Source organism: Methylosinus sp. R-45379 (genome assembly GCF_001644125.1).
Taxonomy (GTDB): domain Bacteria; phylum Pseudomonadota; class Alphaproteobacteria; order Rhizobiales; family Beijerinckiaceae; genus Methylosinus.
Genome location: NZ_LUUM01000271.1, coordinates 42,909 through 58,552 on the forward strand (window position 1 = coordinate 42,909; position 15,644 = coordinate 58,552).

13 protein-coding genes are annotated in these 15,644 nt (G+C 63.3%); 11 read left to right on the forward strand and 2 right to left on the reverse strand.

Features of this window, described 5'->3' with window-relative positions; translation table 11 throughout:
- The first annotated feature begins 3 nt into the window (after positions 1-3).
- From A1351_RS17065 to atzF, 4 genes are read left to right on the forward strand one after another with little or no spacing between them, the layout of a single operon-like run.
- Positions 4-1,536 (forward strand): ABC transporter ATP-binding protein, encoded by a 1,533-nt coding sequence (locus A1351_RS17065; protein WP_064033555.1) that lies wholly within the window; start codon positions 4-6, stop codon positions 1,534-1,536.
- Positions 1,536-2,204, forward strand: coding sequence for a cysteine hydrolase family protein (locus A1351_RS17070; protein ID WP_024882090.1), 669 nt, complete (start codon positions 1,536-1,538; stop codon positions 2,202-2,204). Before A1351_RS17065 ends, A1351_RS17070 begins: the two co-directional genes overlap by 1 nt.
- Entirely contained in the window at positions 2,197-2,550 is a 354-nt protein-coding gene (locus A1351_RS17075) for a cupin domain-containing protein (protein WP_024882091.1), read from the forward strand. The genes A1351_RS17070 and A1351_RS17075 overlap by 8 nt, the downstream gene beginning before the upstream one ends.
- The gene (gene atzF, locus A1351_RS17080) at positions 2,547-4,337 is read left to right on the forward strand and encodes an allophanate hydrolase (protein WP_024882092.1); all 1,791 of its coding nucleotides are present in this window, start codon (positions 2,547-2,549) and stop codon (positions 4,335-4,337) included. The genes A1351_RS17075 and atzF overlap by 4 nt, the downstream gene beginning before the upstream one ends.
- Before the next feature lie 88 nt (positions 4,338-4,425).
- Here atzF and A1351_RS17085 read toward each other — a convergent pair whose 3' ends face one another.
- Together A1351_RS17085 and A1351_RS17090 are read right to left on the reverse strand one after the other, a co-directional pair.
- Positions 4,426-5,328: a DNA-binding response regulator gene (locus A1351_RS17085; protein WP_036290041.1), complete on the reverse strand. Its 903-nt coding sequence runs from the start codon at positions 5,326-5,328 to the stop codon at positions 4,426-4,428.
- Positions 5,318-8,713 carry an ATP-binding protein gene (locus tag A1351_RS17090; RefSeq protein WP_024882094.1) on the reverse strand — a complete coding sequence of 1,132 codons (3,396 nt, stop codon included), beginning with the start codon at positions 8,711-8,713 and terminating at the stop codon, positions 5,318-5,320. Before A1351_RS17090 ends, A1351_RS17085 begins: the two co-directional genes overlap by 11 nt.
- Positions 8,714-9,026: 313 nt before the next feature.
- Between A1351_RS17090 and urtA the strand changes: the two genes are divergently transcribed.
- The 7 genes from urtA to A1351_RS24110 all read left to right on the forward strand — a co-directional run bounded on the left by urtA (position 9,027) and on the right by A1351_RS24110 (position 15,402).
- Entirely contained in the window at positions 9,027-10,226 is a 1,200-nt protein-coding gene (urtA, locus tag A1351_RS17095; RefSeq protein WP_371441506.1) for an urea ABC transporter substrate-binding protein, read from the forward strand.
- A 76-nt stretch (positions 10,227-10,302) separates the two neighbouring features.
- Positions 10,303-11,229: an urea ABC transporter permease subunit UrtB gene (gene urtB, locus A1351_RS17100; protein ID WP_024882096.1), complete on the forward strand. Its 927-nt coding sequence runs from the start codon at positions 10,303-10,305 to the stop codon at positions 11,227-11,229.
- Complete coding sequence (urtC, locus tag A1351_RS17105) at positions 11,226-12,374, forward strand: urea ABC transporter permease subunit UrtC (RefSeq protein ID WP_064033556.1); 1,149 nt, start codon at positions 11,226-11,228, stop codon at positions 12,372-12,374. The genes urtB and urtC overlap by 4 nt, the downstream gene beginning before the upstream one ends.
- A gap of 5 nt (positions 12,375-12,379) precedes the next feature.
- Entirely contained in the window at positions 12,380-13,126 is a 747-nt protein-coding gene (gene urtD / locus A1351_RS17110; RefSeq protein ID WP_198022879.1) for an urea ABC transporter ATP-binding protein UrtD, read from the forward strand.
- Positions 13,127-13,134: 8 nt separating this feature from the next.
- Complete coding sequence (gene urtE / locus A1351_RS17115; protein WP_024882099.1) at positions 13,135-13,824, forward strand: urea ABC transporter ATP-binding subunit UrtE; 690 nt, start codon at positions 13,135-13,137, stop codon at positions 13,822-13,824.
- Between the two features lie 26 nt (positions 13,825-13,850).
- Positions 13,851-15,080 (forward strand): formamidase, encoded by a 1,230-nt coding sequence (gene fmdA / locus A1351_RS17120; protein ID WP_024882100.1) that lies wholly within the window; start codon positions 13,851-13,853, stop codon positions 15,078-15,080.
- 7 nt (positions 15,081-15,087) lie between these two features.
- Positions 15,088-15,402 (forward strand): zinc ribbon domain-containing protein, encoded by a 315-nt coding sequence (locus A1351_RS24110; RefSeq protein WP_024882101.1) that lies wholly within the window; start codon positions 15,088-15,090, stop codon positions 15,400-15,402.
- The last annotated feature ends 242 nt before the right edge of the window (positions 15,403-15,644 follow it).

The window sequence follows — 15,644 nt, forward strand, 5'->3', positions numbered from 1 at the left end:
CGAATGAGTGGCTCCGCGACAGGACGCGCGATCGAGGTCGAAGCGCTCGGCATGACGATGCGCTTCGGCGGCTTCCTCGCCCTCGATGACGTGTCCATGCGCGTCGCCGCGGGCTCCTTCCACGCTCTGCTCGGCGAGAATGGCGCGGGCAAGTCGACGCTCGTCAAATGCATGCTGGGCTATCAGAGGCCGAGCGACGGGCAGATGCTCGTCGACGGCCGCGAGGCGCAGATCCTCGGCCCGCGCGACGCGGCGACACTCGGGCTCGGCATGGTCTATCAGCATTTCACCTTGGCGCCGTCGCTGACGGGGGCCGAGAATCTCGTGATCGCGCGCGCCGATGCGCCCTTCGTGATCGATTGGCGAAAGGAGCGCGCCGCGCTCACGCAATTCATGGAAACCATGCCCTTCCGCGTCCCGCTCGACCGGCCGGTGGGCGCGCTTTCCGCGGGAGAGCGGCAAAAGCTCGAAATCGCGAAGCAGCTCTATCTCGGACGGCGCTTTCTCGTCCTCGACGAGCCGACTTCCGCGCTGACGCCTGACGAGGCGGAAGAAGTTCTGGGCCATGTGCGCGCGCTGACGCGCAGCGGCGCGCTCACCGCGCTGATGATCTCGCACAAGTTCCGCGAAGTCTTCGCCTTCGCCGACGACGTCACCGTGCTGCGCAAAGGCAGGCGCGCCGGCGGCGGCGCGATAAGCGCGCTCGACCGTTCCGCGCTCGCGGCGATGATGATCGGCGAGCAGAAGATCGCGACGCTCGACGCCCGCGCCGCCGTCGCCGAATCGGCGGAGCCCGTGCTGGAAATAAGAACGCTCCGGGCGCCGAACAGCGCCGGGCTGAAATCGATCGAAATCGACGATCTCGTCCTTCACGCCGGCGAAATCGTCGGAGTCGCCGGAGTCGCCGGCAATGGGCAGAGGGAGCTGCTCGACGTCCTTGCAGGCCAGCGCGCGCCGAAATCCGGCAAGATCAGGGTCAAAGGCTCGCGCTATGGCGCGACGCGCGCCGAAATGAAGGAGCTCAATGTGCGCTTCATTCCCGAGGAGCCGCTGCGCAACGCCTGCGCGCCGCTGATGAGCGTCGCCGAAAATCTGGCTTTCCGAACTTTCGATCTCGATCGCGACGGAAGGTCACGGCGCTGGCTCGACGGTCGGGCGATCCGTCGCGACGCGGAACGGCTCGTTGATCGCTTCGAGGTCAAGACCGCCTCCCTTGATGCGCCGATCGCGACGCTTTCCGGCGGCAATGTCCAACGCTCCGTCCTCGCACGCGAGCTGACCGGAGACGTCGATCTCCTCATCGTCGCCAATCCTTGCTTCGGCCTCGATTTCGCGGCGGTGGCGGAAATTCGCGCTCGTATCATGCAAGCCCGCAACGCCGGCGCCGCCGTATTGCTGGTTTCCGAGGACCTCGACGAGCTTCTGGAGCTTTCGGATCGAATTCTCGTCATGTCGGAGGGCGCGATCGTCTACGAGACTCCGATCGCGACCGCCGATGCGCATGAGATCGGCCGGCATATGGCGGGGAGGTGCTGATGGCGAAAATCATGGCGGAGCCGTTCGCCTTCGAGTTCGAGCCGAGCGCGCTCGCGCTGGTCATCATCGATATGCAATGTGACTTCATCGAGCCCGGCGGCTTCGGCGAGAGCCTCGGCAACGACGTCTCCCGGCTTCGCGCCATCGTGCCGACCGTGCTGCGTTTGCTGCTGAGCTTTCGCGCGCGCAGCCTTCCCGTCATCCATACGATGGAGTGTCATCGTCCCGACCTGTCGGACTGCCCTCCCGCCAAGCGCGACCGCGGCGCTCCGCGCCTGCGCATCGGCGATCCGGGTCCGATGGGCCGTGTGCTGATCGCCGGCGAGCCCGGCGCCGCCATATTGCCCGAGCTCGCCCCTCTCCCCAGCGAGATCGTGATCGAAAAGCCAGGCAAGGGCGCCTTTTACGCGACCTCACTACAAGAAGAGCTGACGCAGCTCGGCGCTCGGCAGCTCGTCTTCGCCGGCGTCACCACGGAAGTCTGCGTGCAGACCACGATGCGCGAAGCCAATGACCGCGGCTATGAATGCCTCCTCGCCGAAGATGCGACCGCGAGCTATTTTCCGCATTTCGAGACCGCTACGCTGGAGATGATCCGCGCCCAAGGCGCGATCATCGGATGGACAGCGAAGACCGAGCAAATTCTCGCGGGGCTGCGCGATGGCTGATCGATGCTACGCCGATCTCCTCGCCGGCGGCTGGCGCGCGCTCACCTTCTCGCCTTTTCGCGATGGCGTCGACATTTGCTGGCTCGAACGCGGCGAGACACCGAACGACCCTTCGCTCGCCGTGCTCCGCTACGCGCCGGGCGCGTGCGTCCCCAGACATAGGCATATGGGCCTCGAGACCATCGTCGTTCTCGACGGCGCGCAGAGCGACGAGACCGGCGAGCTGCGCGCCGGCTCCGTGGCGCTGAACGTCCCCGGCACCGCGCATTCGGTCTGGTCGAAGGACGGCTGCGTCGTGCTGATCCATTGGACGAAGCCTGTCGAGATTCTCGATTCGGAGCGATGATGCTGCAATTCGACATCGAAAGCCTTCTCGACGCTTATGCGCGAGGCCTCTCGCCGCTCGCGGTCGTCGAGACCGTCTATGACCGGCTCGAGGCGGCGGCGGATCCAGGTATTTTCATCCATCTCGCGCCTAAGGAGGCGCTGCTGCGCGAGGCGGCCGCGCTCGGCGCCTTCGACCCCGCCATCCCGCTCTGGGGCGTTCCTTTCGCCGTCAAGGACAATATCGACGTCGCCGGAATGCCGACAACCGCCGCTTGCCCGGCCTATTCTCATGTCCCACAGGTAGACGCGACCGTCGTCGCTCTGCTGAAGCGCGCGGGAGCGCTCTGCATCGGCAAGACGAACATGGATCAGTTCGCGACAGGTCTCGTCGGCGTCCGAACGCCCTACCCCGTTCCGCGCAACGCGATCGATCCGACGCTCGCGCCAGGCGGCTCGTCTTCGGGCTCGGCCGTCGTCGTCGCTCGAGGCATCGTCGCCTTCGCGCTCGGGACGGATACGGCGGGCTCGGGGCGCATACCGGCGGGGCTGAACAATATCGTCGGCTTGAAGCCGACCCTAGGGGCGCTCTCGACCTCGGGCGTCACGCCGGCCTGCCGGTCGCTCGATTGCGTCTCCATCTTCGCTCTCACTGTCGAGGACGCCTATCGCGTCTTCGAGATCACGGCGACGCATGACGCCAGCGATCCGTTTTCCAAGAGAGTCCCGAAAGCTCCGCTCGGCGCGCGGCCTCCGCGGCTGCGCGTCGGCGTCCCGGCGGAGCCGCGCTTCTTCGGCGACGCGCGAATGCGAGCGGCCTATGACGCTGCGCTCGGGCGGCTCGAGCAGCTCGGCTGCCAAATCATGCCGCTGCCTTTCGAAGATTTCCACGCCGTCGCCGATCTGCTCTACAGCGGCGCTTTCGTCGCCGAGCGCTACGCCGCGATTCGCGCGTTCATCGAGACCAATGCGGCGGCGCTGCATCCCGTCACTCGCGCCATCATCTGCGGCGCGAGCGGATTGTCGGCAGTCGACGCTTTCGAGAGCGCCTATGCGCTGCGGGCGCTGCAGGCGCGCATCGAGCCGCTGCTGGCGTCGGTCGATCTTCTCTGCGTCCCCACGGCGCCGACCCATTACACGCTCGCGGAAATCGCGGCGGAGCCGCTCGACGCCAACACGCGGCTCGGAACCTACACGAATTTCGTCAATTTGCTCGATCTCTGCGGCGTCGCCGTTCCCGTCGGCGCGCTCGCTGATGGCCGCCCGGCGAGCGTCACCTTATTGGCGCAGGCCAATCGCGATGCCCTCGTCGCGGCGCTCGCGCGCGACTTGCACGCAGACGAAGGGCTCGGCGCGACCAGCTGGCGAAGGCGGCCGCGCATTGCGACTCCGCCCGACGATGGAGAGCGGATCGAGATCGTCGTCGTCGGCGCGCATCTCTCCGGCATGCCGCTCAATGGCGATTTGACGGCGCTCGGTGCGAGATTCGCGCGCGCGACACGCACGGAACCCGGCTACCGGCTTTATGCGCTTGCAGGCCAAACGCCGCCGAAGCCAGGTCTCATCCGGGACGAAACCGGCTCGGGCGGCGTGGAAATCGAGGTCTGGACGCTGGACGTCGCCGCTTTCGGCCGCTTCGTCGCGGCCGTTCCGCCGCCGCTCTGCATCGGAACAATCCGCCTCGCAGACGGGTCTGCGCCGAAGGGATTTCTCGTCGAGCCCGCCGCTCTGAGCGACGCCGCCGACGTCACAGGCCACGGCGGCTGGCGAGCCTACTGCCTCGCGCTCGCGGAGCAAAAAGCCCGATGAGGACGCGTCCGCCCTCGTCTCCTGCCGATCGGTAGGACGCGGTCCAAAATTGCGACCAGCTCGGCGCTGCGCCGCATGATGACGCTTCTCAAAGGCGTTCGATAATCTGAATCGCCATGCGAACGGCAGCTGTTCTGTTCTCGACGCCCATCTTTTTGTAGATTTGCTCGAGGTGCTTGTCCACGGTTCTCGGGCTCAGTCCCAAAATTGCGGCGATATCCGCATTCGATTTTCCCCGCGACAGCCAGAGCAGCACTTCGGATTCGCGCGGCGTGACCGACAGAGCGCGCGACAGCGCGCCTTCCGCGCCGCTCTCATCGGCTTCCGTCAGGCAGAACAGCAGCTCGTCCCCGCTGACGAGGCCGAGATAGAGAATGCGGATTCTGACGCCGGCCCTGGTGGTGATGATCGCCTCCTTCTGCGCATTCGCGCGCCCATCGGGCATGAGCGCGCGCAATTGCGCGGCTCGGCGCGAGACCGTGACGTCGTCGTCTTCCATGTCGAGATCGAGCAGCGAGCGGGCTTTCGGCGTGCTCCAAATCACCGAGCCGCGTCGGTCCGTCGCCAAAAGATGACGGCCGGAGGCGTCCAGCGCAGATCGAGCGCGCAGGGCCATGCGGGACGTCGCCATATGCGCACTCAGCCGCACCAGCAATTGCTCGACGACGATCGGCTTGGTCACATAGTCGACGCCGCCGACGGTGAAACCTTGAACGACGTGATCGGTGTCGCTGAGCCCGGTCATAAAGATGACGGGCACGCCGGCGAGACGGTCGTCCCGCTTGAGACGGCGGCAGACTTCGAATCCATCCAGCCCCGGCATTACAGCATCGAGCAGGATAATGTCGGGCGTCAAGCGCTCCAAAATGGCGAGAGCCGACTCCCCACTTCGCGCGACGAGCGCCGTCGCGCCGCGATCCTCTATAGCCGTCGCAAGGAAGGCGAGCGCGCCGGGGTCATCGTCGATGATGAGGATCACGCTAGACTTCATCTCTCGCTTCCATCTGATCTCGCTGATCCGAGCGCACTTGCGACCTCCGCGCGACGGTCACGAGCTCGTCGAATTTCATCTCGATCGACAGCCGGCTCAGCGTCTCGACGAGCGAGTCTTCCTCTGGAAACTCGGCTCGATACTTCTTCAGCAACGCAGTCACTCCGCGCGCATGGCCGATCTCCGCGAGCGCGACGATATCATCGACCGGCAGCCGCCGTCGCGCCCCGGCGTCGCGGGCTTCCGCGTCAGGCCGCGACGCGCCGAATCGCCAGACGAGATCGCAGGTCGCGGCGATGAGGTCGAGCAGATCGCCGAGCTTGAAAGGCTTCACGAGATAGCCTTCGTATGTGCATCGATCGATGTCGACATCGAGCTCCTTTTCGGCGTCCGCCGAAAGCATGACGATCGCCACGTCTCGCCCTTTGCGACGCCTCACCGTCTGAGCGACCTCCCAACCCGATGGCCCGGGCATGTTGATGTCGAGCAATACGAGCTGGGGAGCGACTCGCTCGACCAGATCGAGACAGGTCGTCCCGTCCCGCGCAGTAAAAACGACGAAGCCGAGCGGCGCGAGCAGGCGCGCGACCAGCTCCCGATGGCTCGCCTCGTCATCCGCGACGACCACAGTGACGCGTGCGCCGTCATAGCCGCTGATCTGCGAATAATCCGGCCGCGCCGAAATGATCGGCGGCGCCGATTGCGGGAGATAGAATTTGACCGAGAACAGGCTGCCGTGGCCGACGCTGCTGCGCAAAGAGATCGCGCCTCCGAGCACCTCGGTCATGAGCTTGGTGATGGTGAGGCCGAGCCCTGTTCCCGGCGCCCATTTTCGTCCGACGGATTCGAGTCTCTCGAACGGACGAAATATTCGCTCGTGCTGATCCGAAGCTATGCCGGGACCTGTATCCTCGACCTCGAATGTCGCCATGTCGCGGTCATAGACGATCGTGAATCGAACTTCGCCGACCTCGGTGAACTTCACAGCGTTCGACAGGAGATTGAGCAGAATCTGCCGAAGCCTCTTCTCGTCGATCCGCACCCATTTCGGCAACGAGCCTCGAACCTCGTAGCGAAACGCCACGCCCTTGGCCTCCGCCTGCAGCCGAAACATGTCGACGACCTGCCGCAGCACCGCCGGCAGACGCACATGGTCGCGATGCACCTCCATGCGGCCGGCCTCGATCTTGGCGATGTCGAGCAGTCCGTCCACGAGACTGGCCAGATGCTCCGCCGAACGACGAATCGTGCGCAGAGCGTTTGGGTCGGAGGGAACCGACGGCGTCCGTCGCTCGAGCAGCTGAACATAGCCGAGAATGGAATTGAGAGGCGTCCGGAACTCGTGGCTCAAGCCGACGACATAGCGGCTTTTGGCGATATTGGCGGCCTCCGCCGCCTCCTTCGCCTTCTGCAATGCGCGGTCGGTGTTCTTATGCGCCTCGATCTCCTGCATCAACAGCGTTGTCTGGCGCTGCGTCTCCTCTTGCGCCACCAACCGGCTCTCCTGCGCCAGCACGAAAAACCAGGAGATGATTCCCGAGATCAAGCTCAAGATCACGAAGGCCTTGAGCAGAGGCGGTCCGATGAGCGCGGGTGCGATGCGCGCATCCAGAACCGCCTGCCAATAGACGAGCCAGAGCGCGCCGCCCAGCAGACAAATGATGAGGGCGAAGATGACGAGATAACGCCCGACATTCGAGCCGAGCATCTCCGCCGCACGCTCCGACAGCACACGCGCGAGCGAGCGTCGCAGCTGGTCCGCGAGCCGCGTCTCCGGCTTGCAGGCGTCGCCGCAGCGCGCGTCGAGCGTGCAGCATAGCGAGCAGATCGGGCCGGCATAGGCGGGACAGCTCGCCATGTCCTGCGGCTCGAACTCATGCTCGCAGATGCAGCATTTTTGCGCTTCCGCCGAGGCCGGCGTCCGCTCACGCCGGGCGATGTAGAATCGGCCTTTCGTCGCATAGGCGATGAGAGGCGTGGCGACGAGCGCCGCAGCGAGAGCGAGATAGCAGGACATGGCGCTCAACGTTTCGCCCAGCGCCCCGGCGTGCGCGGCGATCGACAAAACGCTGGCGAAAAGCGTCGCGCCGCAGCCGACCGGATTGATCTCATAGAGATAGGCGCGCTTGAACTCGATGCCCTTCGGGCTGAGGCCGAGAGGCTTGTTGATGGCGAGATCCGCGAACAGCGTGCCGATCCATGCGACCGCCACATGTGAATAGAAGCCGAGAATGCCTTCGATCGCACGATAGACGCCGAGCTCGATCAAGACGACCGCGATGACGATGTTGAACACCAGCCACACGACGCGGCCGGGATGGCTGTGCGTCAGCCGCGAGAAGAAGTTCGACCAGGCGATCGATCCCGCATAAGCGTTGGTCACATTGATCTTCAGCTGCGAGACAATGACGAAAGTGGTGGCGAGTCCGAGGCCGATCGTCTCGTCGCGCACCACATAGCCGAAGGCGACGACATACATTTGCGTCGGATCGCCGGCGTTCTCGGGCGGGACGCCGTGCTTGAAGGCGAGATAGGCCAGAAACGACCCGGCCAGCATTTTGGCCGCGCCGACGACGATCCAGCCGGGACCGGCGGCGATGAGCGACGCCCACCACCTCGCCCTTCCGACCGTCGCGGCTCCGGGGAGGAAACGCAGAAAATCCACCTGCTCTCCGATTTGAGCGGCGAGCGCGAAGACGACGCCGGACGCGGCTCCGAACAAAGTGAGATCGAGCTTCCCGTCGAGCGGCCCGATGCGGCCGGTGAATTTCGTCCAAGCGGATAGCGTCGCATGATCCTGCAGCGCGATCGCTGCGAAAGGCGCGACATGGAGCGCGATCCAAAGGGGCTGCGTCCACATCTGGAATCGGCTGATCGATGTGAACCCATGCGTGACGATCGGCAGCACGGCGAATGCACAGACGAGATAGCCGAGAGCATCCGGCACGCCGAGTCCCGCCTCCAGCGCCTTGGCCATGATCGCGGCCTCGATGGCGAAGAAGATGAAGGTGAAGCTCGCATAGATGATCGAGGTGATCGTCGATCCGAGATAGCCGAAGCCTGCGCCGCGGGTCAAAAGATCGATGTCCGCGCCATAGCGCGCGGCATAATAGGCGATCGGCACGCAGGTGACGAAGATGATCACGCTGACGACGATGATCGCCGCCGCGGCATTGGTGAATCCGCAGGTCAAAGTGATCGCGGCGCCGATGGCCTCGAGAGCCAGGAAGGACACTGACGCAATGGCGGTGTTGGCGACGCGAAACGGCGACCATCGGCGCGCGCGTTCCGCGGTGAAGCGCAGAGCGTAGTCCTCGAGGGTCTGATCGGCGACCCATTTATTGTATTCGCGTCGGACCCGAACGATCCGCTGCTGTGCCGTCATCTCCGATCGCCCCTGCGCCCCGCGCTTCGCCGGGCGCCGACGAAACTACGCCTCGCCACGGCGAATCCACCGCCCGTATTTCGTTCGCGACGCCCGTTTCCGCGGCACCGACGCTGAGCCGACGCCCTTCGCCATTCGACCCGATCGCGAAGATAGCGGCGCGATATGCGTAGGCGAATACGCGAATCGACGTATGGCCTCGCAGCCCGGCGGAAGGCCAGTCTTTGCCGGAGGACGGGCTCGTCCCGACAGTGTGAGGGGAGACTTTATGACCACCAAATCCGGCGACGCGCGCAATCTATCCCGCCGTCAAATGCTTTCGGCGTTCGCGGCGACACCTGCGCTCGGCTTCATCGGACGGTCGGCTCTGGCGGCCTCCGCCGCCAACACGACTGGGCTGGCGGTGACGGATAGCGAGGTCACAGTCGGAATATTGCATTCCGTCACGGGAACCATGGCGATCAGCGAGACCGGCTCCGTCGAGGCGGAAAAGCTGGCCATCGAGCAGATCAACTCGATAGGCGGCGTGCTCGGCCGCAAAATCAAATTCGTGCAGGAGGACGGCGCCAGCGACTGGCCGACCTTCGCCGAAAAGGCCAAGAAGCTTTTGGTCAACGACAAATGCGCCGCCGTGTTCGGCTGCTGGACCTCCGCCTCGCGAAAGGCGGTCCTGCCGGTGTTCGAGCAGTACAACGGCATGCTCTATTACCCGACCTTCTATGAGGGGCTCGAGCAGTCGAAGAACGTCATCTACACGGGTCAGGAGGCGACGCAGCAGATCATCGCCGGCTTGAACTGGGTGACCAAGCAGAAGGGCGCCAAGAGCTTCTACCTGCTCGGATCCGATTACATCTGGCCACGCACCTCCAACAAGATCGCCCGCAAGCATATCGAGAACGTGCTGAAAACCAAGGTTGTCGGCGAGGAATATTTCCCGCTCGGGCACACACAGTTCAATTCGGTGATCAACAAGATCAAGCTGACCAAGCCCGATGTGATCTACGCCATCATCGTCGGCGGCTCCAATGTCGCCTTCTACAAGCAGCTCAAGGCGGCTGGCATCGATCTGTCGAAGCAGACCTTGCTCACGATCTCCGTGACCGAGGACGAGATCGACGGCATCGGCGGTGAGAATATCGCCGGCGCCTACGCCTGCATGAAATATTTTCAGTCCTTGGACAACGCCAATAACAAGGGCTTCGTCTCCGCCTTTCAGAAGAAATGGGGCGACAAAACCGTGATCGGCGACGTTACCCAGGCCGCCTATCTCGGTCCCTGGCTGTGGAAGCTCACCGTGGAGAAGGCCGGCTCGTTCGATATCGACAAGGTCGCCGCCGCTTCGCCCGGTGTCGAATTCAAAGGCGCGCCGGAAGGCTATGTGCGCATTCACGAGAACCATCATCTCTGGTCGAAGACGCGCGTCGGGCGCGCGCGCGCCGATGGACAATATGAGGTGATCTACGAAACCGCCGAGCTCGTTCAGCCGGATCCGTTCCCGAAAGGCTATCAATGAAGGATCGGCGGACCGGGCGACTGGTCCGCCGATTTACTTCGGCCGCCCCTTTTCCTCACGACATATGGAGGCTCGGATGCTCGGCGACTATTCGCTCAGTGATCTCGGCTCGATCTTCGTCATGCAAGGATTCGCCGGACTTATCCTGTTCTCGGTGTTTCTGCTCATGGCGCTCGGCCTCGCGATCATCTTCGGTCAGATGGGCGTGATCAACATGGCGCATGGCGAGTTCATGATCCTCGGCGCCTATATGACCTATCTCACCTCCAAGCTCTTCGAGACGTATCTTCCGGCGCTGTTTCCAGGCTATTTCTTCGTTGCGATGATCGTCGCCTTTCTCGCTGCGGCGCTGCTCGGCGCCATGGTCGAATGGGCGCTGATCAGCCGTCTCTATAAGCGCCCTCTCGATACGATGCTCGCGACCTGGGGCCTCAGCCTCATTCTCCAGCAGCTCTATCGCTCCATCTTCGGCGCGCGCGAGGTCGGCGTGGAGCTGCCGCCTTGGATGCTCGGGTCCTGGCAGATCACCTCCACCATAGAGGTGCCGATCAACGGCATGTTCGTGATGGCGCTGACAGCGGTCATCACCGCCGGAGTCGCTCTGCTGATCTACAAGTCTCGCCTCGGTCGCCAAGTGCGCGCGGTCGTCCAGAACAGAGTGATGGCGGGCGCTGTCGGAATCGACACGCAGAAAGTGGACCGCGCGACCTTCGCGCTCGGTTGCGGAATCGCGGGAATAGCAGGGTCGGCCTTCACCATGGTCGGATCGACAGGGCCGACCGCCGGCCAGCTCTACATCGTCGACTCCTTCCTCGTCGTTGTCTTCGGCGGAGCGCAGAGCCTCATCGGCACCATCGCATCCGCCTTCGCGATCTCGCAGTCGCGATCGACGCTCGAATTCTTCACCTCCGGCTCCATGGCGCAGGTCGCGACGCTGATCGGCGTCGTCGTCATTCTGATGCTGCGTCCGCAGGGCCTGTTCGCAACCAAGGTGCGGCGATGAAACTCCGTGGAGACAATGCGCTTTTCCGCCGGTCCGAGCTCTTGGGCCTCCTCGCTTTCGCGACGCTCATCCTCGTCGTGCTGCCGGCTGCTCTCGACATCTTCCGGCTCAATCTCGTCGGAAAATATCTCACCTACGCCTTCGTGACGATCGGCCTCGTCGTATGCTGGGGCTATGCCGGAATTCTGAGCCTCGGCCAGGGAATTTTCTTCGGTCTCGGCGGCTATTGCATGGCCATGTTCCTGAAGCTCGAAGCGTCGAGCGTCGAGAACACGAAAATCCAATCGACGCCCGGCATTCCCGACTTCATGGACTGGAATCAGCTCACCGCGCTGCCGTGGTTCTGGAAGCCGTTCGAGAATCTCGGCGTCACGCTCGCGGCGGTGGTGCTGGTTCCGACGCTGTTCGCCTTCATCATCGGCGCGGCGATGTTCAAGCGACGTGTCGGCGGCGTCTACTTCGCGATCATCACTCAGGCGGTGGCGCTGATCCTCACAATATTGATCGTCGGCCAGCAGGGCTACACCGGCGGCATCAATGGCATCACCGATCTGCGCACGCTCAAAGGCTGGGACATTCGCTCGGATGGCGCCAAGCTCACGCTCTATTATATCGAATGCGGGCTGCTGCTCGCCGCCATCGTCGCAACGCAGCTCGTCACGCGATCGAAGCTCGGCCGCATTCTCGTCGCCATGCGCGACAAGGAGGACCGCGTGCGTTTTTCCGGCTACTCCGTCTCGAGCTTCAAAATATTCGCCTTCTGCTTCGCGGCGGCGCTCGCGGCGCTCGGCGGCGCCATGTTCACATTGCAGGTCGGGTTCATGTCGCCGTCCTTCGTCGGAATTGTTCCGTCGATCGAAATGGTGATCTACACGGCGGTCGGCGGACGCTCATCGATCCTCGGCTCCGTATGCGGGGCGCTGCTGGTCAATTTTGCCAAGACGCGACTATCCGAAAGCTTTCCCGAACTTTGGCTGTTCGGACTGGGAGCGCTGTTCGTCGTCGTGGTGCTGTCGTTCCCGGAGGGCCTTGCGGGAGTCTATCGCAGCTCCGCGCCGCGCCTCGCGAGAAGCTTCGTCGCGAAGCTGCGGGCTCTCTGGCGCACGCCGATGACGCGCTCTCTCGATCATGAACTCGCGGAGTGACGCCATTGTCGACACATCAGGATTTCCTTCTCTCGGTCGAAGCATTGTCGGTCTCCTTCGATGGCTTCAAGGCCGTGGACGACGTGTCGCTCTATGTCGAGCCGAACGAGATTCGCGTCATCATCGGCCCGAACGGCGCTGGCAAGACGACGGTGCTCGATCTCATCTGCGGCAAGACGCGCGCCACCTCCGGGTCGATTCGCTTTCGCGACAAGGAGCTCACTCGCATGAGCGAGAACGGCATCGTCGAGGCGGGGGTCGGACGCAAATTCCAGAACCCGTCCATCTATGACGATCTCACCGTGTTCGAAAATCTGGAGATTTCCTACCCGCGCGGCCGTTCCGTGCTCGGCGCGCTGCTGTTTCGTCGCGATCGGGCGGTTCGCGAGCGCATAGAGGAGATCGCCGAGACGATCTATCTCGCCGATCAATTGGCCGAGCGCGCCGAATATCTCAGCCATGGGCAGAAGCAGTGGCTGGAGATCGGCATGCTGCTGATTCAGGACCCCGAGCTCTTGATGCTCGACGAGCCGGTCGCAGGAATGAGCGTCTCCGAACGGCGCAACACGGCGGAGCTCTTGAACAAGATCATCGTCGGCCGATCAGTGCTCGTCATCGAGCACGACATGAAGTTCGTCGAGGACATCGCACATCGCGTCACCGTTCTGCACCAGGGAAAGGTGCTGTCGGAAGGCTCGATGGAGCATGTGAAGACAGACCCGAAGGTCGTCGAAGTCTATCTCGGACATTGAGGAGCGCCATGCTGGCCATCGAAGGATTGCGGGTCGCCTATGGCGAGAGCGAGGTCATTCACGGCCTCGAGGCGGAGGTCGCGCCGAATGAGATCGTCGCGTTCATGGGACGCAACGGCATGGGCAAGACGACGCTCATGAAGGCGCTGATGGGCATTGCGCGCACGACCGCCGGCGCCGTGCGAATCTCCGATCGCGACATCACTGCGCTGAAGAGTCACCAGCGCGTCGCCGCCGGCCTCGCCTATGTGCCGCAGGGCCGGATGATTTTTCCGGCGATGACGGTCGAAGAGAACATCGAGACCGGATTGACGGTCACGGGCGAGCGCGAGGTTCCCAAAGACATATATGAGCTGTTTCCCGTGCTGCTGGATATGAGACGGCGCAAGGCCGGCAATCTTTCCGGCGGCCAGCAGCAGCAGCTCGCTATCGCGCGCGCGCTCGCCTCGCGACCCAAAGTGCTGCTGCTCGACGAGCCGACGGAAGGCATACAGCCTTCGATCATTCGCGAGATGGCGCGAATGCTGAAGAAGATCCGCGATACGCGCGGATTGTCGATCGTCGTCTCCGAGCAGGTCCTGTCCTTCGCGCTCGACATCGCCGATCGCGTGCTGGTGCTCGAGAACGGCGAGATCGTCCATTCCGAGAGCCGGGCGACGATCGACGAGACGAAGGTCGCAAACTTTCTGTCGGTCTGACCGGCTAACCACGAAGGGAGAGAACAATGGCCGAAACATTGATCAAGGTCGATCTGACCCAATCCGCATTCGAAAACGATATGGTGCACAATCGCTGGCACCCGGACATACCGATCGTCGCCTGGGTGAAGCCGGGCGACGACTTCATCATCGAGACCTATGACTGGACCGGCGGCTTCATCAAGAACAACGACGACGCCTCGGACGTGCGTGACATCGATCTATCGATCGTGCATTTCCTGTCGGGACCGATCGGCGTCAAAGGCGCGGAGCCCGGCGATCTCCTCGTCGTCGATCTGCTCGACATCGGCGCGAAGCCGGAGAGCCAATGGGGCTTCAACGGCTTCTTCTCCAAGCAGAACGGCGGCGGCTTTCTGACAGAGCAGTTTCCGCTCGCACAGAAATCGATCTGGGATTTCGAGGGACTGTTCACCAAATCCCGTCACGTGCCGGGCGTGCGCTACGCCGGCCTCATCCATCCCGGCCTGATCGGCTGCTTGCCCGACCCTAAGCTGCTGGAGACATGGAACACGCGCGAGGAAGCGCTGATTGCGACCAATCCGACGCGCATTCCCGGGCTCGCCAATCCGCCTTTCGCGCCGACGGCGCATCTCGGCCGCCTCGAAGGCGAGGCCAAGGCGAGGGCCGCGGCGACGGCCGCGCGTACCGTGCCGCCGCGCGAGCACGGCGGCAATTGCGACATCAAGGATCTCTCGCGCGGCTCGAAAATTTACTTTCCCGTCTATGTGCCGGGCGGTGGATTGTCGATGGGCGATCTGCACTTCAGCCAGGGTGACGGCGAGATCACTTTCTGTGGCGCTATCGAGATGGCCGGCTGGCTGCATTTGAAGGTCGACGTCATCAAGGACGGAATGTCGAAATACGGAATCAAAAATCCGATCTTCAAGCCGAGCCCGATTACCCCGACCTACAATGATTATCTGATCTTCGAAGGCATTTCTGTCGACGAGCACGGCGGCCAACACTATCTGGATGTGACGGTCGCCTATCGCCAGGCCTGTCTGAACGCGATCGAATATTTGAAGAAGTTCGGCTATTCGGGCGCGCAAGCCTATTCGATCCTGGGCACGGCTCCGGTACAGGGGCATGTCTCGGGCGTCGTCGACGTGCCGAACGCCTGCGCGACCCTGTGGCTGCCGACCCAAATCTTCGACTTCGATATCTCGCCGTCGGCGGCGGGTCCGATCAAATATCTCGACGGCTCGGTCCAGATGCCGATCGTTCCCGACAAATGAGGCGGTCATGCCGATCTATGAATATCTCTGCGACGCCTGTGGACCGTTCACGACAATGCGCCCGATGGCGGATTATCTCGAGCCTTGCGACTGTCCCGATTGCGGCGCCTCGGCACCGCGTGTCGTGCTGACGGCGCCGCGCACGTCGCTGATGAGCTCGGCGAGCCGAGGCGCGTTCGAGGCGAATGAGCGGAGCCGCTATGCGCCGCGGCGGTCATCGTCGCACGGAGCCGGCTGCGCCTGTTGCGGCGGGGCGTCGAAAACCTCTGGGGAGGGGGCCAAGTCTTTCCCTTCTGCGAGGCCCTGGATGATCAGCCATTAATCACGAGACTTTTTCGTAAACGAGCTGGCGCGGTCGCTCGGCGAAGCCGTGGCGACAACGCCAGCTTTCGGCGATGTCACGTCAAATGGATGCGGGGCGGCGTGAGGCCGAGGCGCTTTGTCGCAAATTTTGTTTTTTGGACGCGGGCGTGTGAGAGTGACGCGGCTCACTCCGCGAGCGCATAGAACTGCTGGGCTGGAAGCAATTCGCCCCTGGTCTGCAACTGACCTGCCCCTGAAAAA

What these genes read in the sequence shown, in the direction of transcription:
- fmdA (WP_024882100.1), top strand. Translation starts at nt 13,851, where the DNA reads ATGGCCGAAACATTGATCAAGGTCGATCTGACCCAATCCGCATTCGAA.
- A1351_RS17070 (WP_024882090.1), top strand. Translation starts at nt 1,536, where the DNA reads ATGGCGAAAATCATGGCGGAGCCGTTCGCCTTCGAGTTCGAGCCGAGC.
- atzF (WP_024882092.1), top strand. Translation starts at nt 2,547, where the DNA reads ATGATGCTGCAATTCGACATCGAAAGCCTTCTCGACGCTTATGCGCGA.
- urtE (WP_024882099.1), top strand. Translation starts at nt 13,135, where the DNA reads ATGCTGGCCATCGAAGGATTGCGGGTCGCCTATGGCGAGAGCGAGGTC.
- A1351_RS17075 (WP_024882091.1), top strand. Translation starts at nt 2,197, where the DNA reads ATGGCTGATCGATGCTACGCCGATCTCCTCGCCGGCGGCTGGCGCGCG.
- urtB (WP_024882096.1), top strand. Translation starts at nt 10,303, where the DNA reads ATGCTCGGCGACTATTCGCTCAGTGATCTCGGCTCGATCTTCGTCATG.
- A1351_RS24110 (WP_024882101.1), top strand. Translation starts at nt 15,088, where the DNA reads ATGCCGATCTATGAATATCTCTGCGACGCCTGTGGACCGTTCACGACA.
- urtA (WP_371441506.1), top strand. Translation starts at nt 9,027, where the DNA reads ATGCTTTCGGCGTTCGCGGCGACACCTGCGCTCGGCTTCATCGGACGG.
- A1351_RS17065 (WP_064033555.1), top strand. Translation starts at nt 4, where the DNA reads ATGAGTGGCTCCGCGACAGGACGCGCGATCGAGGTCGAAGCGCTCGGC.
- urtC (WP_064033556.1), top strand. Translation starts at nt 11,226, where the DNA reads ATGAAACTCCGTGGAGACAATGCGCTTTTCCGCCGGTCCGAGCTCTTG.
- A1351_RS17085 (WP_036290041.1), bottom strand. Translation starts at nt 5,328, where the DNA reads ATGAAGTCTAGCGTGATCCTCATCATCGACGATGACCCCGGCGCGCTC.
- A1351_RS17090 (WP_024882094.1), bottom strand. Translation starts at nt 8,713, where the DNA reads ATGACGGCACAGCAGCGGATCGTTCGGGTCCGACGCGAATACAATAAA.